Source organism: Pigmentiphaga sp. H8 (assembly GCF_003854895.1).
Taxonomy (GTDB): Bacteria; Pseudomonadota; Gammaproteobacteria; order Burkholderiales; family Burkholderiaceae_B; genus Pigmentiphaga.
In genome coordinates, this window is the sequence record NZ_CP033966.1 from 3,148,102 (window position 1) to 3,171,469 (window position 23,368).

Annotated in this window: 21 protein-coding genes; 9 read left to right on the top strand and 12 right to left on the bottom strand. The window is 69.3% G+C overall.

Annotated features, from left to right (window positions below; translation table 11 throughout):
* Window positions 1-9 precede the first annotated feature (9 nt).
* The gene (locus EGT29_RS14945) at window positions 10-444 is read right to left on the bottom strand and encodes a hypothetical protein (RefSeq protein ID WP_124689731.1); all 435 of its coding nucleotides are present in this window, start codon (window positions 442-444) and stop codon (window positions 10-12) included.
* A 121-nt stretch (window positions 445-565) separates the two neighbouring features.
* Between EGT29_RS14945 and ompR the strand changes: the two genes are divergently transcribed.
* Genes ompR through EGT29_RS14960 form a run of 3 tightly spaced genes read left to right on the top strand, consistent with a single transcriptional unit; the run spans window position 566 to window position 3,280 of the window.
* Complete coding sequence (ompR, locus tag EGT29_RS14950; RefSeq protein ID WP_087779290.1) at window positions 566-1,294, top strand: two-component system response regulator OmpR; 729 nt, start codon at window positions 566-568, stop codon at window positions 1,292-1,294.
* Window positions 1,295-1,311: 17 nt separating this feature from the next.
* Window positions 1,312-2,673, top strand: a complete 1,362-nt coding sequence (locus tag EGT29_RS14955; RefSeq protein WP_124689732.1) for an ATP-binding protein — start codon at window positions 1,312-1,314, stop codon at window positions 2,671-2,673.
* Window positions 2,674-2,722: 49 nt separating this feature from the next.
* Entirely contained in the window at window positions 2,723-3,280 is a 558-nt protein-coding gene (locus EGT29_RS14960; protein WP_124689733.1) for a redoxin domain-containing protein, read from the top strand.
* 41 nt (window positions 3,281-3,321) lie between these two features.
* On the opposite strand, the gene EGT29_RS14965 is transcribed toward EGT29_RS14960, so the two are convergent.
* Window positions 3,322-5,556 carry a bifunctional (p)ppGpp synthetase/guanosine-3',5'-bis(diphosphate) 3'-pyrophosphohydrolase gene (locus EGT29_RS14965; RefSeq protein ID WP_124689734.1) on the bottom strand — a complete coding sequence of 745 codons (2,235 nt, stop codon included), beginning with the start codon at window positions 5,554-5,556 and terminating at the stop codon, window positions 3,322-3,324.
* 83 nt (window positions 5,557-5,639) lie between these two features.
* Between EGT29_RS14965 and EGT29_RS14970 the strand changes: the two genes are divergently transcribed.
* Complete coding sequence (locus EGT29_RS14970) at window positions 5,640-6,494, top strand: zinc-dependent peptidase (RefSeq protein ID WP_124689735.1); 855 nt, start codon at window positions 5,640-5,642, stop codon at window positions 6,492-6,494.
* Window positions 6,495-6,525: 31 nt separating this feature from the next.
* On the opposite strand, the gene EGT29_RS14975 is transcribed toward EGT29_RS14970, so the two are convergent.
* The 6 genes from EGT29_RS14975 to EGT29_RS15000 form a co-directional block, all read right to left on the bottom strand.
* Window positions 6,526-6,873, bottom strand: a complete 348-nt coding sequence (locus tag EGT29_RS14975) for a RidA family protein (RefSeq protein ID WP_087837422.1) — start codon at window positions 6,871-6,873, stop codon at window positions 6,526-6,528.
* Window positions 6,874-6,933: 60 nt separating this feature from the next.
* Entirely contained in the window at window positions 6,934-7,830 is an 897-nt protein-coding gene (locus EGT29_RS14980) for an alpha/beta fold hydrolase (protein ID WP_124689736.1), read from the bottom strand.
* 46 nt (window positions 7,831-7,876) lie between these two features.
* Window positions 7,877-10,276, bottom strand: a complete 2,400-nt coding sequence (locus EGT29_RS14985) for a DNA internalization-related competence protein ComEC/Rec2 (protein WP_124692372.1) — start codon at window positions 10,274-10,276, stop codon at window positions 7,877-7,879.
* Window positions 10,277-10,373: 97 nt separating this feature from the next.
* Window positions 10,374-11,183 carry a TatD family hydrolase gene (locus EGT29_RS14990; RefSeq protein WP_124689737.1) on the bottom strand — a complete coding sequence of 270 codons (810 nt, stop codon included), beginning with the start codon at window positions 11,181-11,183 and terminating at the stop codon, window positions 10,374-10,376.
* 25 nt (window positions 11,184-11,208) lie between these two features.
* Window positions 11,209-11,904 (bottom strand): ABC transporter ATP-binding protein, encoded by a 696-nt coding sequence (locus tag EGT29_RS14995; protein ID WP_124689738.1) that lies wholly within the window; start codon window positions 11,902-11,904, stop codon window positions 11,209-11,211.
* On the bottom strand, window positions 11,897-13,165 hold the full coding sequence (locus EGT29_RS15000) for a lipoprotein-releasing ABC transporter permease subunit (RefSeq protein WP_238159997.1): 1,269 nt from the start codon (window positions 13,163-13,165) through the stop codon (window positions 11,897-11,899). The genes EGT29_RS14995 and EGT29_RS15000 overlap by 8 nt, the downstream gene beginning before the upstream one ends.
* A 109-nt stretch (window positions 13,166-13,274) precedes the next feature.
* On the opposite strand from EGT29_RS15000, the gene EGT29_RS15005 reads away from it, so the two are divergent.
* The 5 genes from EGT29_RS15005 (at window position 13,275) to EGT29_RS15025 (ending at window position 20,238) form a co-directional block, all read left to right on the top strand.
* Window positions 13,275-14,357 carry a hypothetical protein gene (locus tag EGT29_RS15005; protein WP_124689740.1) on the top strand — a complete coding sequence of 361 codons (1,083 nt, stop codon included), beginning with the start codon at window positions 13,275-13,277 and terminating at the stop codon, window positions 14,355-14,357.
* Window positions 14,336-16,048 carry a single-stranded-DNA-specific exonuclease RecJ gene (gene recJ, locus EGT29_RS15010; RefSeq protein ID WP_124689741.1) on the top strand — a complete coding sequence of 571 codons (1,713 nt, stop codon included), beginning with the start codon at window positions 14,336-14,338 and terminating at the stop codon, window positions 16,046-16,048. Before EGT29_RS15005 ends, recJ begins: the two co-directional genes overlap by 22 nt.
* Before the next feature lie 79 nt (window positions 16,049-16,127).
* Window positions 16,128-17,232, top strand: a protein-coding gene (gene prfB, locus EGT29_RS15015; protein ID WP_124689742.1) for a peptide chain release factor 2 whose coding sequence is annotated in 2 segments (ribosomal slippage) — window positions 16,128-16,208 and window positions 16,210-17,232 — 1,104 coding nt in all. Because the reading frame shifts where the segments join, the coding sequence is not laid out codon by codon here.
* A gap of 78 nt (window positions 17,233-17,310) precedes the next feature.
* Window positions 17,311-18,840: a lysine--tRNA ligase gene (gene lysS / locus EGT29_RS15020; RefSeq protein ID WP_124689743.1), complete on the top strand. Its 1,530-nt coding sequence runs from the start codon at window positions 17,311-17,313 to the stop codon at window positions 18,838-18,840.
* A gap of 66 nt (window positions 18,841-18,906) precedes the next feature.
* On the top strand, window positions 18,907-20,238 hold the full coding sequence (locus EGT29_RS15025; protein ID WP_124689744.1) for a serine hydrolase: 1,332 nt from the start codon (window positions 18,907-18,909) through the stop codon (window positions 20,236-20,238).
* 5 nt (window positions 20,239-20,243) lie between these two features.
* Here the strand turns inward: EGT29_RS15025 and EGT29_RS15030 are convergent, their stop codons facing one another.
* From EGT29_RS15030 to selD, 4 genes are all read right to left on the bottom strand, one after another.
* Window positions 20,244-20,690 carry an SRPBCC family protein gene (locus EGT29_RS15030; RefSeq protein WP_124689745.1) on the bottom strand — a complete coding sequence of 149 codons (447 nt, stop codon included), beginning with the start codon at window positions 20,688-20,690 and terminating at the stop codon, window positions 20,244-20,246.
* A 105-nt stretch (window positions 20,691-20,795) separates the two neighbouring features.
* A complete protein-coding gene (locus tag EGT29_RS15035) occupies window positions 20,796-21,173 on the bottom strand; it encodes a VOC family protein (RefSeq protein ID WP_124689746.1) in 378 nt (125 codons plus the stop codon).
* A 26-nt stretch (window positions 21,174-21,199) separates the two neighbouring features.
* Window positions 21,200-22,300, bottom strand: coding sequence for a tRNA 2-selenouridine(34) synthase MnmH (gene mnmH / locus EGT29_RS15040; RefSeq protein WP_124689747.1), 1,101 nt, complete (start codon window positions 22,298-22,300; stop codon window positions 21,200-21,202).
* Window positions 22,300-23,334 carry a selenide, water dikinase SelD gene (selD, locus tag EGT29_RS15045; RefSeq protein WP_124689748.1) on the bottom strand — a complete coding sequence of 345 codons (1,035 nt, stop codon included), beginning with the start codon at window positions 23,332-23,334 and terminating at the stop codon, window positions 22,300-22,302. Before selD ends, mnmH begins: the two co-directional genes overlap by 1 nt.
* Window positions 23,335-23,368 lie beyond the last annotated feature (34 nt).

Consider the following 23,368-nt stretch of genomic DNA (forward strand, 5'->3'; position numbering starts at 1 on the left):
ACCCGGTTTTCAGTGCTTGTGCTTGCGATAGGGTTCGTACACTTCTTCGCTGGCACGGCGGATTTCCTGCCGCAACAGCACCCTTTCCTCGGAAGACAGCTTGCGCGGCCCGACCCGCCGTTCGTCCTGGCTGACCGGACCTGCCCAGGGATCCATGGAGGCGCGCACGACGCCGGACTGTCCCGCCGGGGGCACGTTGGCCGCGCGCGCCGCATCGACCTGCTCGTCGGCCCGTGAAACCGCGCTTTCGACCTGGCCGGCGAATCCGCCGGAGGCGGGGTCGACGGGGCGTACCGCGTCGGCACGGGGCAGCGCTGCGCGGGGGTCGCGGACCTGGCCGATCGCCGCGCCACCAGCCAATACCGTTATCATCACGAACAGCCCACCCAGCATGATCGCCGCGCTGGAGCCTGCCGTACGAGTGGAGTCGAATACTTTGTTCACGTTTCAATCATACGATGTACCCATGACAGCGTCATAGATGCCTGCGTGACCAAACGGGCATTTATGTAACAACCAATGTCCCTCCCTGGATTGATACAAACTCCTCCGTTACATTCGCGCCATGTCACTAGCCAACGCCCCCAAGAAAATCCTCGTCGTCGACGACGACGTGCGGCTGCGCGATCTGCTGCGCCGCTACCTTGCCGAACAGGGCTTCTCCGTCTGGGTCGCGGAAAACGCCCAGACCATGAACAAGCTCTGGCAGCGAGAGCGTTTCGACCTGCTCGTGCTCGACCTGATGTTGCCGGGAGAGGACGGCCTGTCGATCTGCCGCCGCCTGCGCGGCGCCCGCGACAGCACGCCCATCATCATGCTGACGGCCAAGGCCGAGGATGTCGACCGCATCGTCGGGCTGGAGATGGGCGCGGACGACTACCTGCCCAAGCCCTTCAATCCCCGCGAACTGCTGGCGCGCGTCAACGCGGTGCTGCGCCGCCGGGGTCCGGAAGAGCATCCCGGCGCGCCCAGCCAGGACAATGAATCGGTTACGTTCGGCCCCTACGTGCTGAACCTGGCGACCCGCACCCTGACGCGCGACAACGAACCCGTGGCCCTGACCACGGGCGAATTCTCCGTGCTCAAGGTCTTCGCCCGCCATCCCAAGATCCCGCTGTCGCGGGACAAGCTGATGGAACTGGCGCGCGGCCGCGAATACGAAGCCTTCGATCGCAGCCTGGACGTGCAGATCTCCCGGCTGCGCAAGCTGATCGAGCCCGATCCGGCCAAGCCCGTGTTCATCCAGACTGTGTGGGGCCTCGGCTACGTATTCGTGCCCGATGGGGGCAGTTGATCCGCTCGTAGGCATTCATGTCGGTCGCCCTGCGCGTCGCGTCCAGGCTGGGTTTATTCAGCCGGACCTTCCTTTTGCTTACCGTCCTGATGACGGCAAGCCTGGCAGCATGGCTCCAGGCTTTCCGCAGCATGGAGGTCGAACCGCGCGCGCAGCAGGTGGCCCAGCAGATCGTCACCGTCGTCAACATCACCCGCGCCGCCCTGATCCATTCCGCGCCGCAGGAACGCCGCTATCTGCTTCTGGACCTGGCCACCAACGAAGGCATCCAGATCTATCCCCATGAAAAGGATGACATCACCGTCCGCCTGCCCGACCGCCAGGTCCTGCAGCGGGTGGAAGAACAGGTGATCGACCGCCTGGGGCCCGAAACCATCGTGGCCTGGGAAGTCAACCGCATCCCCGGCCTGTGGGTCAGCTTCTCCATCGACGACGACGACTACTGGATGGTGGTCGAGCGCGACCGCGCCGAACGCGTGCCCGGCGTCGAATGGCTGGGCTGGGGCGCGGCCGCGCTGCTGCTGTCGCTGCTGGGCGCGGCGGTCATCGTCGGCTTCGTCAACCGGCCGCTGTCGCGCCTGTCGCGGGCCACGCTGGCGCTGTCGCGCGGCGAGACCCCGACGCCGCTGCCGGAAAGCGGCCCCGAGGAAATCCGCCGGGTCAACACCAACTTCAACCGCATGGTCGAGGAACTGGACCGCGCCGAGGCGGACCGCGCGCTGATGCTGGCGGGCATCTCGCACGACCTGCGCACACCGTTGGCCCGGTTGCGGCTGGAGATCGAGCTGAGCGGCGTTTCCGAAGCCAGCCGCGACGCCGTGGACGAGGACCTGGCCCAGATCGACCGCACCATCGGGCAGTTCATGGAATATGCCCGCCCCTCCAGCGCGCCCGACCGCAACACCAATATTTCCGAACTCGTGTCCGAAATGGTCGAGCGCGAATGCAGCCACACCGAGACGCTGGGCGGTTCGCTGCAGGTCACGATCACCCCCAATCAGTGGGCGCGCATCGCCGCCCCCGACCTGCAGCGCGTGGTCGGCAACCTGCTCGAGAACGCGCGGCGCTACGGCCACAAGCCGGGCGAAGCACCCCACATCGACCTGACCGTCAGCAGCCAGGGCAGCAACGTGCTGATCGACGTGTCCGACCACGGCCCCGGCGTCAAGGCCGAGGACGTGCCCCGCCTGACCCGCCCCTTCACCCGGGGCTCGGATGCGCGGACCAACGCCGGCGGCGCCGGACTGGGCCTGGCCATCGTCAAGCGGCTGCTGCAACGCGCAGGTGGTACCCTAAACCTCCTGAACCGGGATGGCGGCGGTCTGACCGCCCGCATCACCCTGCCGGCCTCCTCGCAAAAATCGGTCGACGCCAAGTAGGCGGCCCCGGCCGCCGGCGCGCGAGGCCGGCGCTGTCCGAGGAGCGTGCATGAAAACCATCGGAGCCAAGCTCGAACCCTTCAAGGTGCATGGCGTCAAGCCAGGCTTCAACGAGGCCGAGGAAAACGGCGCCTCGGCCTTCGAGACCCTGAGCGAGACCTCGTTTCCAGGCAAGTGGAAGGTCATCTATTTCACCCCCAAGGATTTCTCCGACATCTGCGCCAGCGAGATCGAGGGCTATGCCGCGCTGGCCGAGCCCCTGGCGCAGCGCGGCGCGGTCCTGATGGGCGGGTCCGTCGACAATGAATACGCCAAGCTGGCCTGGCGCCGCGCCGTGCCCGCGCTGGCGAACCTGAACCACTACCAGTTCGCCGACGGCGCGGGCGCGCTGGTCGACCAACTAGGCATCCGCGACCGCGGCGAAGGCGTGGCCCTGCGCGCCACGTTCATCGTCGACCCGGACAACACCATCCAGCACGTGTCAGTGAACAACCTGAAGGTCGGCCGCTGTCCGGAGGAAACGCTGCGGGTGCTCGACGCCCTGCTGACGGGCCAGTTCTGCCCCCCCAACCGCCCTGTGGGCGATCCCCCGTCGAAAAGGCCCTGAGCGCCAGGCAAGCCGCGACCGGAGCTGCATGGCCGGCCGGATCAGCGCCGGTCGGCCTCCAGCACCCCCGGCACTTCGCGTATGCCCGCCAGCGCGCGCACCAGGTGCTCGCCGTTGCCGACCTCGGCGGTGAAGACCATGCGGGCGATGGCCTGCCTGCTTTGCGTATTGACGCCGATGACGTTGATGCGTTGCCGCGCGAAGACTTCCGAGATGTCGCGCAGCAGCCCGTGACGGTCGTTGGCCAGCACCACGATGTCCACGGGATAGACGGCGTCGCGCGTGTCGCCCCAGGTCACGTCGATGACCCGCTCGGGTTCGCGCGCGGCCAGCGAGCGAAAGCTCTTGCAATCGCAGCGATGGATGGACACGCCCCTGCCCCGCGTCACGAAGCCCGAGATGGGGTCGGGCGGCGCCGGCCGGCAGCACTTGGCCAGTTGCGTCAGCAGCGCATCGACGCCCACCACCAGCACGCCGCTCTTGCCCGCGTGGACCGCGCTTTCCGGCCGGCTGTCGCGCGTGAGCGCGGACAGGTCGGGACCGGCATCGGGCGGCGGCGCCTCGAAGGCGCTCGCGACGTGCCGCAGGCTGAATTCGTCCTTGGCCAGCGCGATGTACAAGTCCTCGGCGCACGCGAAGCCCAGTTGCTGGGCCAGCGATTCGAGATTGGTCGCGGTCTTGCCCAGGCGCTGCAATTCCTTTTCCAGCATGCCCTGGCCCTGGGCGATGCGCTCCTGGATGTCGATGGCGTTGAACCAGGCGCGCACCTTGGCCCGCGAGCGCTGGCTGGCCAGGTAGTTCAGCTGGGGATTGAGCCAGTCGCGCGAGGGCCCGCCCGACTTGGTGGCAATGATCTCCACCGTCTGGCCGGTGGCCAGGCGCGTGTTCAGCGGCACCATGGCGCCATCCACGCGCGCGCCGCGGCAGCGGTGCCCGAGATCCGTATGGACCTGGTAGGCGAAATCCACTGGCGTCGCGCCCGGCGGCAGTTCGATCACCCGCGCCTGCGGCGTCAGCACGTAGATGTTGTCGGCCAGCGTGTCGAGCGCCGTCTGTCCGATCTGGTCGTCGACCTGGACATCGGCCTTCCAGGCCAGCAGTTGGCGTATCCAGCTGAGCTTGCGGTCGTATTCCGAATCGGCGCTGACCTGCCCGCCCTTGGCGCCCGCTTCCTTGTAGCGCCAGTGCGCGGCCATCCCGAATTCGGCGAACTGGTGCATCTCGCGCGTGCGGATCTGCACCTCGAAGGGCCGGCCGTCGTGGTCGTAGACCACGGTGTGCAGCGACCGATAGCCGTTGGGCTTGGGCCGCGAGATGTAGTCGTCGAACTCGTCGGGCACCGGCGTCCACAGATGGTGCACCAGCCCAAGCACCGTGTAGCAGGTACGGATGTCCTCGACGATGATGCGCAGTGCGCGCAGGTCGTACAGGTCGGCGAAATCCAGGCGCCGGTTGCGCATCTTGTTCCAGATGCTGTAGATGTGCTTGGGCCGGCCGGTGACGTCGGCGGCAATGCCCGCGCCCGCCAATGCCTGGCGCACCCGCGCGATGGCGTCGGCGATGAAGGCTTCGCGCTCGATGCGCTTTTCCTCCAGCAGCCGGGCGATTTCCTTGTAGCGGACGGGCTCCAGGAAGCGGAAGGCCAGGTCTTCCATTTCCCACTTGACCTGCCAGATACCCAGGCGGTTGGCCAGCGGTGCGTAGAGTTCCAGCGTCTCGCGCGACAACGCCTCGGGCAGCGGCACCTTGTGCTGGGCGTGCCAGCGCAGGGTCTGCAGGCGCGATGCCAGCCGCATCAGCACGATGCGCAGGTCGGCCGCCATGGCCAGCAGCATCTTGCGCAGCATCTCGGCCTGCGCGCCGCTGCCGGCCGAGGCATCGCTGGCGTCGCGGGTGACCTGGCCCAGCCGGATCAGGGCACGGTAGCCGTGCACCAGCTTGCCGATCTCGGGACCGAACTGGAGCGTGACCGGATCCTTGTGCGGATTGGCGCTGACGTCGCGGTCGCCCACGGCAATCGCCAGCAGCGCCGCCATGCGGGTGTGGCCGTCCACCTGCAAGCCCGCCAGGATCGCCACCACGCCGGCCGCGTGCTCGGCCCAGCCCTCGCCCTCGGGCACGGCCGGTTCGCGCGCATAGCGGGGAAACGACCATTCGAGCGCCTTCTGCAAGTCCAGTTGCGCCGCCTCCGACAGGCCGGCATTGGCCGCCTGTTGCCAGTCGGGACCGAAGGTCGCCGACGCGGTCGCGGAAGTCTCGGGAGCGGATGAGTTCATGGTCTTACACTTGGGGCGCTGCCGGCCTTTCCTGGCCGCCGGCACGGTACTCTAGTCGCTTATCCACCAGGGAAGTTCATTGTATGTTGGGATGGCTGTTTGCCCGCGGCGCATCGAAGCACCGCGTGGAGCAGATGCAGGCTCGCATCAATCCGGAATTATGGACCCAAACGCTGGCCTCGCATGCATTCCTCGCGCGCCTGAACGAGGACGAACGCGACGCACTGCGGGCGCGGACGGCGTGGTTCCTGGCCAGCAAGACCATGACCGGCGCGGCCGGCCAGGTCCTGACCGACGAGATACGCCTGTCCATCGCGGTACAGGCCTGCCTGCCCATCCTGTACCTGGATCCGGGCCTGTACGAGGGGTGGTCCGAGGTCATCGTCTATCCGGGCGGCTTCCTGATCCCCCGCTCCGACATGGACGAGGACGGCGTGGTGCACGAATATGTCGAGGAAGCCGCCGGCGAGGCCTGGGATGGCGGCCCCATCGTGCTGTCCTGGGAGGACGCCAGCCCCGGCCTCGCGCGGCCGGCGGGTTTCAACGTCGTCATCCACGAGTTCGCCCACAAACTCGACCTGCAATACGGTCAGGCCGACGGCATGCCCAGCCTGCACGCGCATGCGGGGATCCGGCCCAGGCTGTGGCGCGGCGTGCTGGAACGCAGCTACGACGCCCTGCTGGCCCGGCTGGAGGAAATCGAGGCGGCCATCCCGCCCGACGTGGATCCGGAATCCGAGGAAGCGGATCAGTGGTATGCGCAGTTGCCGCTGGATCCGTATGCGGCCACGGACGAGGCCGAGTTCTTCGCCGTCAGTTCCGAGGCGTTCTTCGTGCATCCCGAGCCGCTGTGGCGCGCGATGCCCGAATGGTATGCGTTGCTGACGCAGTACTACCGGCAGGATCCGCTGGGAACCGGGCCCGCGCTGCCCCGCTGAACGGGCGGCGTCCGGCCCGGGCAGACCGGGATCAGACCGCGGCGGTGACGACGATCTCGACCTTGTATTCCGGCGCGGCCAGCTTGGCCTCGACCGTGGCGCGGGCGGGGGTGTGGCCGGCCGGCACCCAGGCGTCCCAGACGGAGTTCATCGCGGCGAAGTCGGCGATGTCGGCCAGGAAGATCTGCGCGCGCAGGATGCGGGTCTTGTCGGTGCCGGCGGCGGCCAGCAGCTTGTCGATGGCGGCCAGCACCTGGCGGGTCTGGTCCGCCGGATCCTTGGAGGGATCCTCGGCTACCTGGCCGGCCAGATAGGCCACGCCGCCGTGCACGACCATTTCGGACATGCGCTTGCCGACACTGAAACGCTCGATGCTCATGGTGTTTTCCTCTTTGTGGAGCAGATTCGGAGCCGCAAGCATAGCAGGCCGTGGTGGCCGCTAGTCGCGCAGGAAACCGTCCACCAGATCCAGCTGCGCCGGCGTCATGAACGTGGGCGCATGCCCGACGCCGGCGACCTCGACGTATTGCGCATGCGGGTTGCGGGCGAGCATCCCCGCCACGGTGTCCGGGGTCAGCAGGTCCGACTGTTCGCCGCGCACGATCAGGATGGGACACTCGATGTTGGTGTAGACGTGCCACAGCGCGGCTTCGGCCGCGACGGCCGTGGCCGGGTCCATGGCCGCGAAGGCCTCGGCGATGGCCGGATCGTAGTGCATGGTCCACGGACCGGCCGGGCCATCGGCCTGGCGCACCACGTGCCGCGTCAGCTCGTCCCACTGTTCCGCGGTATGCGGGCCGAACGAAGCCGATACCGTGCTGACGTAGGCCCGTGCTTCCTCGAAACTGCCGAAGGCCGGCGCCTTGCCCACGTACTGCCCGATGCGCGACAGCGCCGCCGGGTCCAGATGCGGGCCCACGTCGTTCAGCACCAGCTTGTCGATGGGCGACGCCTGCAGGCCCGCCAGCGCCATGCCGATCAGGCCGCCCAGCGAGGTCCCGAACCAGTGCAGGGTCTCGGCCTGCACCCGGGCCAGCAGCGGCATCATGTCCGCCACGTATTGCGGCACCGTGTAATAGGCGGAATTGACGAGCCAGTCCGAGCGGCCGCGCCCCACCACGTCCGGGCAGACCACCCGGTAGCGGCCGGCCATGCGCCGCGCCAGCGCGTCGAAATCGCGGCCCGAGCGGGTCAGGCCGTGCGCGCAGACCAGCACGTGGTCATTGGACGGATCCCCCCACTCCCAGTACGCCATGCGATGCAGGCCCGCCGGGCTCAGGCAGGTCACGAACTCCAGGCGGGGCTGGAGGGAGTCGGGCGAGGCGTCGTGATTCATGAAGGCGTTCCTTGCTGGGCCGGACTCGGGATTGTAGCCACCGCCGTCACGGCGCGGTGTGCCAATAGCGGCGCCTGGACTCGCGCTCGCGGTCGACCCGCAGCCCCCCGGCTTGCGAGGTGAACACCAGCGCCCCGTGCTGGTCGGTGCGGTGGAACACGGCGCCCGCGCGCTGCCACCGCCGCTGCGCGTCGGGGTGCGGGTGGCGGTAGCGGTTCAGGTAGCCCGCCTGCGCCACGGCGTGCGAGGCCCGCGTGGCCGCGACCAGCGCCGGACTGGACGAACCCCGCGACCCGTGGTGCGGCACGGCCACCACATCGGCGGCCAGATCCCGGGCGCCCGCCAGGCCCGCTTCCTCGGCCGCGCCGATGTCCCCCGTCAGCAAGGCCGCGTGATGGGCGCCGCGCACCCGCAGCACGCAGCTGTGCGCATTGCGCCGACGCGCCGGCACCTCGCCCGCGGGGGAATCGGGATGCAGGAACTCGAACGCCACGCCATCCACCGTCCAGCGCTGCCCGGCGGCGCAGCGCGCGAAAGCCGCCCGCCCGATGTCCACGGGCGCCAGATCGTAGGACGCATGCACCCGCGCGACGGGCAAGGCCGCGATCACCGAGCGCAGGCCGCCCGCATGATCGGCGTCGGCGTGCGACACCACCACGTGGTCCAGCCGGCGTATGCCTCGCGCGCGCAGATAGGGCCAGACGACGCGCCCGCCGGCATCGGCCTGCTCGCCATAGGGCGGCCCGGTGTCGTACAACAGCGTCGCGCGCGCCGTCTCCACCACGATGGCGGTGCCCTGCCCCACGTCCAGCAGCGCCAGACGCCATTCGCCCGGCGCGGGACGCTCGGGCCGATAGGCCAGCATGGGCACCAGCAGCACCAGCCCCAGCCAGCGCCCGGGCAGGCCGCGCGGCTGCAAGGCCCAGACCACGCCGGCCAGCGCCAGCGCGAACAGCGGCCAGGGCGGCGCCGCCAGCGAGACGGCCGCCAGCCGGGTCTCGGCCAGCCACTGCAAAGGCACCATCAACCCTTCGAACACGGCATGGGCGACGGCCGCCGCGGCCGCGCCCGCCTGCGCCAGCCCCGGCACGACACACAGCGCGAGCGCCGTCAGCGCCAGCGGCGTGACCAACAGGCTGACCATCGGGATGGCCACGGCGTTGGCCAGCGGCGATACCAGCGACACCTGCTGGAACAACAGCGCCAGCGCGGGCAGCAGGCCCACGGTCAGCGCCGCCTGCGCCCGGGCGCCTTCGCGCACCGGGGCGATCAGCCGCGCGGACCATGCGGCGGCCGGAGCCGATTCATCGCGTTGCCGCCAGCGCCCGCCGCCACACAGGATCAGCAGCGCCACCGCGCCGAACGACAGCCAGAACCCGGCCGCCAGCGGGGCCCAGGGATCCAGCGCGCAGACCAGCGCCGCCGCCGGCGCCAGCACGCGCGAACCGGACACCGGCACGCGCCATGCCGCCGCCCCCGCCACCACGGCCAGCATGAAGAAGGTCCGCCGGGCCGGCACGCCCCACCCCGCCAGCAGGCAGTACAGCCACGCCACGGCCAGCGCCGCGCCGGCTGCCACGACCTGGGCGGGCTGCCGCTCGGACAATCGGATGCCACCCCAGCGGCAGCGCTTCCAGGCCTGCAGCACCGCCCACCCTGCCAGCGCGGCCAGCATGGTCACGTGCAGGCCGCTGATGGACACCAGGTGCGTGATGCCCGTGCGGTTGAAGGTGTCCCAGTCACGCCGGTCCACGCCGGCCTGGTCGCCCATCGCCAGGGCCGTCAGCACGGCGCCGTAGCGCTTGCCTTCCAGGGCCTGGCGCAGGGCCGCGCGGCATGCATGGCGCACCCGCTGCACCGCCACGTCGAAACTGGCGTAGGGGTCGTCCGCCACCTTGGCGGGACGGCCGCGCACCGACCCGGTTGCCCGTATGCCGCGTTCGAACAAATAGGCCTCGTAGTCGAAGCCGTGAGGATTCAGGTTGCCGTGAGGCCGCTTCAGCACCACGGTGCCGCGCCAGCGTTCGCCCGGCACCACCTCCGCGTCCTTCCCCCACCATGACAGTTGCACTTGCTCGGGCACGCCGGCCGGCGGGTCCAGCACCTTCGCCCCGAAACGCTGGCCGGTCGCCGTGGCCGTGGCCAGGCTGGTGACGAGATAGTCCAGCTCCCGGGGCACGTTCTCTTGCGCCGGCGACAGGCTGTCCTGCAAACGCAGGTCGATGCGCGCCAGCGCCAGGCCGCCCCCCGCCGTGAAAGCCGCGAGCGCGAGCAAGGCGGCCGCGCGGCGAGGCCGCCGGCGTCGTTGCAGCGATCGCCATCCCACGGCACACGCCGCCAACACCGTTGCGCCCACCAGCACCGACACCCAGGCCGATGGCACCGCCGGCAGGCCATGCACCCCCGCCGTGCCCAGCACGAACGCCACCAATGCAAAACGCAGCATGTCCTTCCTCCGGCCCAAGGCCAGGATGGTAGGCATGCCGGGGCCGCCACGCAGCCCCCGCTGGGATGAATCTGTCCGGGACGCGGCCGCGCGGCGCTCAGGCCGCCAGCGCCTCGCTCAAGCGCGGCAATACCCGCCGCGCATTGGCCGACGTGGCCGAGGCGATCTCCGCCACCGGCAGGCCGCGCAGTTCGCCCAGCACCGCGGCGATGCGCGGCAGTTCCGCCGGCTCGTTGCGCCGGTCATCACGCGGCAGCCAGGCCGGCGGAATGTCGGGCGCGTCGGTTTCCAGCACCAGCGCGGCCAGGTCCATCGCGGCCGCCAGCCGGCGGATGTTGCGCGAACGTTCATAGGTCATTTCCCCGCCCAGGCCCAGCGCGAAACCGCGCGCGACGAACTGGTCGGCCTGCTGCCGGCTGCCGTTGAAGGCATGGGCGATGCCGCCCGGCACTTCCACGCGCCGCAGGTATTTCAACAATACGTCCTGCGAACGGCGCACGTGCAGCAGCACGGGCAGGCCGAACTCGGCCGCCAGCTTGAGCTGGGCGTGGTAGAAGCGTTCCTGGCGCGCGCGCTGCTCGCCCTGGGCGATGTCCTGGACGAAGAAATCCAGGCCGATCTCGCCCACGGCCACGAAGCGCGGATCGACCATGGCCCGTGCCACCGCGTCGCGCAGGCGGTCCAGGTCGTCGTCGGCAGCGCCGCGCACGTACATGGGATGGATGCCCAGCGCGTACGCACCGCCCGGGATTGCATGGGCCAGGTCGCGCACGGTGGAGAAATTGTCGCGCCCCACGGCGGGAATGACGATGCCGGCCACGCCCGCGGCGCGGGCCCGCCGGGCAACGTCCGAACGGTCGCGGCCGAACTCGGCCGCATCGAGGTGGCAATGGGTATCGATCAGCATCGATCCACTTTACTGTCTCGCCGTCCTAGGCGGAAACTTCCTCGGCCAGCAGGCCGTCGGCCATCTTCAATTGCCGGTCGGCCAGCGCCGCCAGCTCGGCGTCGTGGGTCACGATGACGAAGGCCATGTCCAGATCCTGGTTCAGCCGCTTGAGCAGGCCGAACACCTCGCGCGCCGTGTGGCGGTCGAGATTGCCGGTGGGTTCGTCGGCCAGCACGCATAGCGGCCGCGTCACCAGCGCGCGGGCCAGCGCCACGCGCTGGCGCTCGCCGCCGGACAACTGGCCGGGGTGGTGGGTGGCCCGCTGCCCCAGGCCCACCTGCTCGAGCATTTCCGCTGCGGCACGGCGTGCCTGTGCGCGGTCCATGCGGCGCACGATCAGCGGCATCGCGACGTTGTCCAGCGCCGAGAACTCGGCCAGCAGGTGATGGAACTGGTAGACGAATCCCAGGCTGCGGTTGCGCGCCAGGCTGCGTTGCTTCTCGTTGAAACGGGCCGCCGCCTGGCCGTCCAGCAGGACCTCGCCCGCGCTGGGCTGGTCCAGCAGCCCCAGCACGTGCAGCAGCGTGCTCTTGCCCGAGCCCGAGGCGCCCACCAGGGCCACCATTTCACCCTGGCGCACGCGCAGGTCCACGCCGCGCAGCACGGTGACGCGCTCGCCGCCCTCGGCATAGGTCTTGGATATGCCCCGCCCTTCCAGCACCACGCGGCGATCAGTCATGGCGCAGCACCTCCGCCGGTTGCAGGCGCGAGGCGCGCCAGCTGGGATACAGGGTAGCCAGGAACGACAGCACCAGCGACGTCACGCCTATGGTGACGATGTCGGACAGGCGCGGATCGGACGGCAGTTCGGTGATCAGGTAGATGTCGCGCGGCAGGAACTGGATGCCCAGCGCATGTTCGATGGCGGGCACGATGACATCGATGTTGTAGGCGATCAGCGTGCCGCCAGCCACGCCCAGCAGCGTGCCGATGACGCCGATCAGCGCCCCCTGCACCACGAAGATGCGGGCGATCTCGGCCGGCGTGGCGCCCAGGGTGCGCAGGATGGCGATGTCCGCCTGCTTGTCGTTGACCGCCATGACCAGCGAGGACAGCAGGTTGAAGGCCGCCACGGCGATGATCAGCGCCAGGATCAGGAACATCATGCGTTTTTCGGTCTGCACCGCGGCGAACCAGGTGCGGTTGTTGCGCGACCAGTCGGCGGCGGCGATGTTCGGCGGCAGCAGTTGCGCCAGGTCGCGCGCCACCTGCGGCGCCTTCTGCATGTCGGCGATGCGCAGCCGCACCCCGCCTATGCCGCTGTCGCGGAACAGCCGCGCCGCGTCGTCCACGTTCACGAAGGCCAGGCTGGAATCGTATTCGTAGTGGCCGGCCTCGAACACACCCACCACGGTGAACTGCCGCATGCGGGGCGTGAAGCCGGCGGGCGTGACCGAGCCCTGCGGGGCCAGCATCAGGATGGGATCGCCCAACCCCACGCCCAGGCCCTGGGCCAGCGCGCGACCCAGCACCACGCCGTAGCTGCCGGGCTTCAGGTCGTCCAGCGACCCGGACACCATGTTCTTGGCCACGTCGGAGACGTCGCGTTCGGCCTCGGGATCGATACCGCGCACCTGCACCCCGCGCAATACCTGGTCGCGGGCGATCATGGCCTGGGCCGCCACGTAGGGCGCCCCCGCCTGCACCTCGGGATTCTTCTTGGCCTGCGCCGTCAGTTCGCGCCAGTTGGCCAGCGCCGCGCCGCGCTCGCCCCCCACCGGGTAGAGCTCGATGTGCGGCAGCACCGACAGCATGCGGTCGCGCACTTCCTTCTGGAAGCCGTTCATGACCGACAGCACGATGATCAGCGCCGCCACGCCCAGGCCGATGCCCGCCATGGAACTGGCGGCAATGAAGGAAATGAAGCGATCGCGTCGCCGCCCGCGGCCGGCACGCGTATAGCGCCAGCCTATCCAGAATTCGTAGGGTATCTTGAGCACGCGCGTATTATGGCAGAAGGCGGCGGCCGGCACCGCCTCCGCCCCACCCCCTACAATACCGGCCATTCGGCCCGCCGCCCGCGGGCCCTCGCATCCGGATCCGACCGCCGTGCCCGCCTCGCCCTCCGCCCTGACCCTGCTGCTTCCCGGCCTGCTGACCGATGCCGCCATCGCGCCCGAACTGGCGCGGCAGCTGGCGGACCAGCCCGCCGTGCGCACGCTGGTCGCGTGGCTGGGCGCCGCCCACCCCGTCCAGCAGGACTTCGACCCCTTCGAGGCGGGCTGCACGTCGCGCGAATACTGGTGGCTGCATCGCGCGGGCTACCGGCCGCCTGACGGCAAGGTCGGCGCGGGACTCGCGCCCCTGCTGGCGAACGACGCCCAAGCCGATCGCCCCGTCTGGCTGGCGGACCTGGCCCATGTGCAGGTCGGCCGCGACGGCCTGGTCCTGACCGACTCCGGCGAACTGGACACGACGCAAGGCGAAAGCGACGCGCTGCTGGCCGCGGCCCAGCCCGCGCTGGACGCGCATGGCGCGGCGGCCCGCGGCATCGGCCCGCGCCGCTGGCGCCTGGACCTGCCCGAAGGCGTCGCCCGGCACACCGGCACGCCGGACGCCGTGACGGGCGCCGCGCTGGATGCCTGGTGGCCGCGCACGCCCGAGGCCCGGCCCTGGCGCAAGTTGGTCAACGAAATCCAGATGCACTGGCACGAGACGCCGGTGAACGCCGACCGCGAAGCGCGGGGGCTCGTCCCGGTCAACGCCTTGTGGCTGTACGGCGGTGCCGCGCCGTGGCGGCCGGACTGGCCCGCCGGCCGGCCCTCGCTGGTGGCCGGCAACGCGCCCTGGCTGCGCGCGCTGGCCGAACGCGACGGCCTGCCCTGGCTGCGCCCCGTCGATGCGGCCGCGGCGATCCGGCCCGGCGCGCTGGTGGAGCTGGACGACCTGGCCCTGCCCGAGCGCACCGACGACTGGCGCACCTGGCTGGACGCCGCCGCCCGGCTGGATCGCGACTGGTTCGCCCCGGCCGACGCGGCCCTGCGCGCCGGCACCCTGCGACAACTGACCCTGGTGCTGCCGGCCCGCGAACGGCTGGTCACCCTGAACCTGGAACGGCGGCCCGCCCTGCTGCGCTGGCTGCCCACCCCCCGACACGACTGGAAACGCTGGTGGTTGCCCCAAGAATCCTGACCCGTCAACCCGATCCGGCGGCCCGGCGCCGCCTGGAACTGGCCGGCATCCATCCCCTCCTGGCCCGCCTGTGGGCGGCGCGCGGCGTGGCCGCGCCGCAGGAAACGGCGCCCGACTGGCAGGCCATGCTGGCCCCTTCGCTGCTGACCCACGCCGGCCGCGCGGCCGCGCTGCTGGCCGACGCCATCGCCGCGCGCAAGCGGCTGCTGATCGTGGCCGACTACGACTGCGATGGCGCCACCGCCTGCGCCGTGGGCCTGCGCGGCCTGCGCGCCATGGGCGCCGTGGTGGACTTCCTGGTGCCCAACCGCTTCGAGACCGGCTACGGTCTGTCGCCGGCGGTGGTCGACCTGGCCTGCGCCCATCCGGCCGGCAAGCCCGACATCCTGATCACCGTCGACAACGGCATCGCCAGTCTGGACGGCGTGGCGGCGGCGCGCGAGGCCGGCATGCAGGTCGTGATCACCGACCATCACCTGCCCGGCGACGTCCTGCCCGAGGCCCTGGCCATCGTCAACCCCAACCAGCCCGGCTGCGGCTTCCCGTCCAAGCACCTGGCGGGCGTCGGCGTCATCTTCTATCTGTTGCTGGCGCTGCGGGCCGAGCTGCGCCAGCGCGGCGCCTTCGGTGGCGACAGCGGCCCCAGGCTGGACGCCCTGACCGACCTCGTGGCCCTGGGCACCGTGGCCGACGTCGTCCGGCTGGATGCCAACAACCGCCTGCTGGTGGCGCAGGGCCTGAAACGCATACGCGCCGGCCGCATGCAGCCCGGCCTGCGTGCGCTGTTCTCGGTCAGCGGCCGCCAGGCCCGCGAGGCCAGCACCTTCGACCTGGGCTTCGCCCTGGGTCCGCGCATCAACGCCGCCGGCCGACTGGCCGACATGAGCCTGGGCATACGCTGCCTGGTCACCGACGACGAGGACGAGGCCCTGAAGCTGGCGCGCGAACTCGACACCATGAACCGCGAACGCCGCGAGATCGAGGCCGGCATGCGCGATCAGGCCCTGGCCTCGCTGGACGCGCTGCCCGCGGCCTCGGCCGCCAGCCTGTGCGTGTTCGACGCCTCGTGGCACCAGGGCGTGGTGGGCCTGGTGGCCTCGCGCCTGAAGGACCGCTTCTGGTGCCCGACCCTGGCCTTCGCGCCGGCCGGCGACGGCGAACTGCGCGGTTCGGGCCGCTCCGTGCCCGACGTGCACCTGCGCGACGCGCTGGATCTGGTCTCCAAGCGCTACCCCAGCCTGATCCGCAAGTTCGGCGGCCACGCCATGGCCGCCGGCCTGACCCTGCACGAGGCGGATTTCGCCGCCTTCGCACCGGCCTTCGACGCCGCCGTGCGCGAACTGACGGGCCGCAGCCGCTTCGAACCGGCGCTGGAAACCGACGGTTCGCTGGAGACCGACTACGCCAACGCCGAGGTCGCCACCCTGCTGGACCAGCAGGTCTGGGGATCCGGGTTCCCGGCTCCCGTGTTCGTCGACGCCTTCGTCGTCCGCAACCAGCGAGTAGTGGGCGAGAAACACCTGAAGCTGGCGCTGGAACGCGGCAGCCAGCGCTTCGACGCGATCTGGTTCGGCCATGCCGACGCCCTGCCGCCCGCCGTGGACCTGGCCTACCGCCTGGCGCTGAACAACTGGAACGGCATGGTGTCCGTCCAACTGGTGATCGAGCACGGGCAGGACGCGGCGCGCTGAATCCCGCGCGCGGCCCGCCGGCGAATGCCCGGCCTACGTTAAAATAGCGGGTTACGCGAAAAATCACCTGGAATTCAGCATGGAAGCAGAACGCCTCAACCAACTCGAAGCCCAACTGCAGGACCTGGCTGCTCGCACCCAGGATCTACGGAGGTATCTTTGACTACGATGTCAAAGATGAACGCCTGCAGGTCGTAAACGCCGAGCTGGAAAACCCCGACGTCTGGAACGATCCCAAGCACGCCCAGGACCTGGGCCGCGAGAAGAAAGCGCTGGAAACGATCGTCCTGACCATCAACGAGATCGACACCGGCCTGCGCGACGCCACCGAGCTGTTCGAGATGGCCGCCGCCGACAACGACGACGCCACGCTGGAGTCCATCGTCGGCGATGCCTCGGGAATCGAGGAAAAAGTGGGCGGACTGGAATTCCGCCGCATGTTCGCCAATCCTGCCGACCCGCTGAACTGCTTCCTGGACATCCAGGCCGGCGCCGGCGGCACCGAGGCGCAGGACTGGGCTTCCATGCTGCTGCGGCAGTACCTGAAGTACGCCGAGCGCAAGGGGTTCAAGGCCGAGCTGATGGAAGAGTCCGAGGGCGAAGTGGCCGGCATCAAGTCCGCCACCATCAAGATCGAGGGCGAATACGCCTTCGGCTACCTGCGCACCGAGACCGGCGTGCACCGCCTGGTGCGCAAGAGCCCCTTCGATTCGTCCGGCGGCCGCCACACCTCGTTCGCCAGCGTGTTCGTGTATCCGGAAGTCGACGACTCCTTCGAGGTCGACGTCAACCCCGCCGACATCCGCGTGGACACCTTCCGCGCCTCCGGCGCGGGCGGCCAGCACATCAACAAGACCGACTCCGCGGTACGGATGACCCACATCCCCACGGGCATCGTCGTGCAGTGCCAGAACGACCGTTCGCAGCACCGCAACCGCGCCGAAGCCATGCAGATGCTGAAGTCCAAGCTGTTCGAACTCGAGATGCGCAAGCGCATGGCCGAGCAGCAGAAGCTGGAAGACTCCAAGACCGACGTGGGCTGGGGCCACCAGATCCGTTCGTACGTGCTGGACCAGAGCCGCATCAAGGACCTGCGTACCAACGTCGAAATCTCCAACACCCAGAAGGTGCTGGACGGCGATCTCGATCCCTTCATCGAAGCCAGCCTGAAACAGGGCGTCTGACCGACGCCGGCAACGCGACGACTTCGGTCGTCGCACCGACATCGACGACATCCGACATTACCGACCCCGACAGCCATCATGACCGACAACCGGCCCACCGCCAACGAACCCGCGCAAGACGAAAACCAGATCATCGCCGAACGGCGCGCCAAGCTCGCCCGCCTGCGCGAAGCCGGGCCGGCCTTCCCCAACGACTTCGTGCCCGCCGACCGCGCGGCCGCGCTGCACGCGGCGCACGACGGCACCGAGAAGGAAGCGCTGGAGGCCGCCGGCATTCCCGCCAGCGTCGCCGGCCGCATGATGCTCAAGCGCGTGATGGGCAAGGCCAGCTTCGCCACCCTGCAGGACTCGACCGGCCGCATCCAGATCTACCTGAGCAAGGAACTGGTGGGCGACCAGGCCTACGACGCCTTCAAGCACTGGGACATCGGCGACATCCTGGCCGTGCGCGGCAAGGTCTTCAAGACCAACAAGGGCGAACTGTCCATCCAGGCCACCGAAGTGCGGCTGCTGACCAAGTCGCTGCGGCCCCTGCCCGACAAGTTCCACGGCATCTCCGACCAGGAGATGCGCTATCGCCAGCGCTACGTCGATCTCGTCATGACCGAGTCGACCCGCAACACCTTCGTCGCGCGCAGCCGCGCCATCGCCTCCATCCGCCGCCTGATGACCGAAGCGGGCTTCCTGGAGGTGGAAACGCCCATGCTGCACGCCATCCCCGGCGGCGCCGCGGCCAAGCCGTTCACGACCCACCACAATGCGCTGGACATGCCCATGTACCTGCGCATCGCGCCCGAGCTCTACCTGAAGCGCCTGATCGTGGGCGGCTTCGAGCGCGTGTTCGAGCTGAACCGCAACTTCCGCAACGAAGGCGTCAGCCCCCGGCACAACCCCGAGTTCACCATGATGGAGTTCTACGCGGCCTACGGCGACTATCGCTGGCTGATGGACTTCACCGAACAGCTCATCCGCCAGGCCGCCGTCGATGCCACCGGCGGCGCCAAGGTGACCTACCAGGGCCGCGAGGTGGACCTGTCGCAACCCTTCGACCGCCTGACCATCACCGAGGCCATCCACAAGTACGCCGAGCCCGGCTACACCGACGAACAACTGAACGACGAAGCCTTCGTGCGCGCGGAACTCAAGCGGCTGGGCGCCCACGTGGACGGTCCGCCGCTGGCCCGCGCCGGCCTGGGCGCGCTGCAACTGGCGCTGTTCGAGGAAACGGCGGAAGCCAAGCTGTGGCAGCCGACCTACATCATCGACTACCCGGTGGAAGTGTCGCCGCTGGCGCGCGGCTCGGACTCCCGCCCGGGCATTACCGAACGCTTCGAGCTGTTCATGGTCGGCCGCGAGATCGCCAACGGCTTCTCGGAACTGAACGACGCCGAGGACCAGGCGGAGCGGTTCCGCAAGCAGGTCGAGGCCAAGGACGCCGGCGACGAGGAAGCCATGTACTACGACGCGGACTACATCCGCGCGCTGGAATACGGCATGCCTCCGACGGCCGGCTGCGGCATCGGGATCGACCGCCTGGTGATGCTGCTGACCGATAGCCCCAGCATCCGCGACGTGATCCTGTTCCCGCATCTGCGGCCGGAGGACTGATCTTTCTCGCGGCGGCATGCTGCTACAGTGAGACCACGTTCTCCGGAGCAGAAGCGAGGAAGCCACATGGACACACGACCTCGGCCATGCGCGGCCGTTCTGGCCGCCCTGCTGCCCCTGGTAGCCGTCGGTACCGCATTGGCCGCCGCTCCCTCGCCCACCTACCCCGACGCCGATGCCAGCGACCCTGCCAGGCTGGGCTGGATGGTCGGCTCGCCGCCTCCGCCAGACCGCGTCCTGCGCTTCGATGACGGCTCCTACTTCCGCTTCCCCGCGATGCGCTGGAGCGTCTCGCACTTCCGGCAGCTGATGCCCACGGTGAACGTCTCGCGCGGCCTGGACGCCCCCACGCCGCTGCCGCGGGCCTTGCGCGACGACATCGACAGCGTGGTCTTCCAGCCGCTGGGTTCGAGCCGGACCATGACCTGGCAGGCATCGCTGAAGGCCAACTACACCGACGGCATCGTCGTGCTGCACAAAGGGCGCATCGTCTACGAACGCTATTTCGGCGTGCTCGGCCCCCAGGGCCAGCACGGCGCGATGTCGGTGACCAAATCCTTCATCGGCACGCTGGCCGCCATGCTCGCGGCCGAAGGCACGCTGGATCCGTCGCGCAAGGTGGCCGAGTACGTGCCCGAGCTGGCCTCGTCCGCCTTCGGCGACGCGACGGTGCGCCAGCTCATGGACATGACGACCGGCATCCGCTTCAGCGAGGACTACGCCGACCCCGACGCCGAGGTCTGGGCCCACGCGGCCGCCGGCAACCCGCTGCCCAAGCCCAAGGACTACACCGGGCCGCGCAGCTACTACGAATTCCTGCAAACGGTGAAACCCGAGGGCAGGCACGGCGCGGCCTTCCACTACCGCACGGCCAACACCGACGCGCTGGGCTGGGTGTTGGCCCGCGCCAGCGGCAAATCGGTGGCGCAACTGCTGTCCGACCGCATCTGGAGCCGGCTGGGCGCCGAGCAGGATGCCTACATGACGGTCGACTCGACCGGCACGCCGTTCGCGGGCGGCGGCCTGAACACGGGCCTGCGCGACCTGGCGCGCTTCGGCGAAATGATCCGGAACAATGGCGTCTTCAACGGCCGGCAGATCCTGCCCGCCGCCGCCGTGGCCGACATCCGGCGCGGCGGCGCCCCGGCGGACTTCGCCCAGGCCGGCTACACGCTGCTGGCGGGCTGGACCTATCGCGACATGTGGTGGGTCACGCACAACGCGCACGGCGCCTTCGCCGCGCGCGGCGTGCACGGGCAGGCCATCTACATCGATCCCAAGGCGGAAATGGTGATCGCGCGCTTCGCGTCGCATCCGGTGGCGGGCAACGCCGCCAACGATCCGACGTCGCTACCGGCCTACCACGCGCTGGCGCAGCACCTGATGAAAACGCGCTGATCCGCTCAATCCGGGATTTCCGGCTCGACCAGCTTGGCCAGCTGGAGCAGCGATTCCTGCCAGCCCAGGTAGCACATCTCCGTGGGAATGACCTCGGGAATGCCGGCCTGCACGACGTCCAGGTCGGTGCCGCAGGCCACCTGCTTCAACACGACCGTCACCGCCATTTCCCCCGGCAGGTTGGGATCGTCGAACTTGTCGGTATAGCGGATCTTCTGGAACGGAACCAGTTCCTGGTATTCGCCGCCGAAGGAATGCGCATTGCCGGTCGTGAAGTTCCGGAAGGACATCTTGAATGTCCCGCCTACCTTGGCCTCCAGGTGGTGGACCTGGCAGGTGAAGCCATACGGCGGCAGCCACTTCGCCAGCGCATCGGCCTCGACGAAGGCGCGATAGACTCGCTCGGGGGTGGCGCGCAGGACACGGTGGAGTCGGACGGTACCGGTAGCCATGGTGAATCTCCTTTCGTCAGGGTGGTTACATGCCTACGACGAGTGGGAAGCGCAAAAATCGACAACTTGGCGGATCAGTGAAAACCCTAGGACGCGATCATGCCGTCAATCCCAGACGCTGGCCCCCTGTTCGAATCCGCCTCGGTAAGGCTTGCCCACGCAGAACCGGTGTCCGCTGGGCGCCTGCATGACCACCCAGGCCTCCTTGCGGGACACCACGACGGCCCCGAGGTTTTCCAGGCGCGCCACTTCTGCCTCGACCGCATCGGTCTCGATGTCGAGATGGGCCCGTGCTTCGTGATCGACCTTCTGGATGATGACCTGGACGTCCCCGGGCCGGGTCACGAGCTGGATGTAGCGCCCGTCCGGATCGATCTCCGCGGGCAGGGGGCACCCGAGCGCGGCGCTCCAGAAGCGGGCCTCCGACAGCAGGTCGCCAGTCTTGCAGTCGATGACGATGTTTCCCAACCGGCTCTTGTGCATCGCAGCTCCCGAACGGGCAGCGCCCGCTATGCCCTCGCGTGATCCCGCAAATAATCCAGCACCGCGCGCTGGTCGCCCGTGAACACGATACGCGCCGCCTTCAGCTTGCGCTGGTAGACGTACATGGGATCGTAGTAGCCGGTCAGCAGTTCCTCGATCCAGGCTCGGTGCGGCTCGACGCTGTCTCCTCGCGCCTGCCCGGCCAGGGCGGCATCCATGATCGCCGCGAGACGCTGGTGCCGTTCTCCACCCAGCCGCCTGCGGATGTTGTCCAAGCTTTCCCGCAGACGCTGGCCGAACATCTCCCTGCCCGCCTCCTCGCCATGGATGGCCACGAACTCGGCGCACAGGTCGACCACGTAGTCGCGCAGGATGCGCTCCACCCGGTTCTCCAGGCTGTCCTCCAGCCAGACCACCGGATATTCCTGCATGCCCTGGAACAGGCCCAGCGGCACGCTGCAACTGCCTATCGCGTGGCTCTCGTCCTCCAGGACGAAGCGGGCATGGCCGGCTTCCCGCTTCTTCAGGACATCGATCGCCAATTCGTTTTCGAAGCCGATCTGCGGCGGCTGCCCGGTGGCGTGCTTGCCGAAGCTCGATCCGCGATGATGGGCATGGCCCTCCAGGTCCAGGGCATGGTCCAGCGCCCGCAGCACATCGGTCTTGCCCGTGCCCGTCATGCCGCCCAGCACGACGAAGCCGCACTCGGCCACGGCGCGCTCCAGCGTGTCCATCAGGAAGCCGCGCATGGCCTTGTAGCCACCCACCACGCGCGGATAGGCGATGCCCGCCTCGTCCCGCAGCCACTGCTGGGCGATCTGCGAACGCAGGCCGCCGCGGAAGCAGTACAGGCCGCCCTCGGGGTGCGCGCGGGCGAAGGCCGCCCAGGCCTCGACCCGTTCGGCCTTGGTCTGGCCACGCACCAGTTGATGGCCCAGCGCGATCGCGGCCTCCTGGCCCTGCTGCTTGTAGCAGGTGCCGACCTTCTGCCGCTCGATGTCGGTCATCAGCGGCAGGTTGATCGCGCCCGGGAAAGCGCCCTTGCGGAATTCGATGGGCGCGCGCGTATCCATCAGGGGCGTGCCCCGCAGGAACAGCGCGCGATAGTCGTCGATGTCGCCTTGCATCACACCACTTCGACCGCGTAGTCGCGCCGCTCGACCAGTTCCCCGATGGGCTCGAGCGCCAGCCCGGATTCGGCGGCGGCCGCCAGGAACTCGTCCTCGGCCCCCGGCGCGACCGCCACCAGCAGGCCGCCGCTGGTTTGCGGATCGCACAACAAGTCGATGCGATCCTGGCCCAGCGGGGCGATGCGCTGGCCATAGCTGTCGAAATTGCGGCCCGTGCCGCCTGGCACGCAGCCTTCGGCCAGATAGTGCTCCACGCCCGGCAGGCGCGGCACCTTGGCGAACTCGACGCGGGCGCTGACGCCGCTGCCGTCGGCCATCTCCACCAGGTGGCCCAGCAGGCCGAAGCCGGTGACGTCGGTCATGGCCTGGACCCCGGCCAGCCGGCCGAAGCGGCTGCCCGGCCGGTTCAGCGTGCACATCCAGTCCCGTGCCAGGTTCACATCTTCGGGGCGCAGCTTGGCCTTCTTCTCGGCCGTGGTCAGGATGCCGATGCCCAGCGGCTTGGTCAGGTACAGCTTGCAGCCCACCGTGGCGGTGTCGTTGCGCTTGAGCCGGGCCTTGTCCACCACGCCGGTCACGGCCAGCCCGAATATCGGCTCGGGAGCGTCGATCGAATGCCCGCCCGCCAGCGGAATGCCCGCCGCGTCGCAGGCCGCGCGGCCGCCGCGCACCACCTCGCGTGCCACCTCGGGCGGCAGCAGGTTGACCGGCCAGCCCAGGATGGCGATGGCCAGCAGCGGATCGCCACCCATCGCATAGATGTCGCTGATGGCGTTGGTGGCGGCGATGCGGCCGAAATCGAAGGGATCGTCGACGATGGGCATGAAGAAATCCGTGGTCGACACCACGCCGCGCTCGTCGTCCAGCGCGTAGACCGCCGCATCGTCTCGCGAGGCGTTGCCCACCCACAACCGCGGGTCGAGATGCTGCGCGCCGCTGCCGGCCAGGATCACATCCAGGACCTTGGGCGATATCTTGCAGCCGCAGCCGGCCCCGTGGCTGTACTGCGTCAGGCGTATGGGAGTGCTCATGGATCGTTCGCAATGGCTTGATGGCGCCATTCTA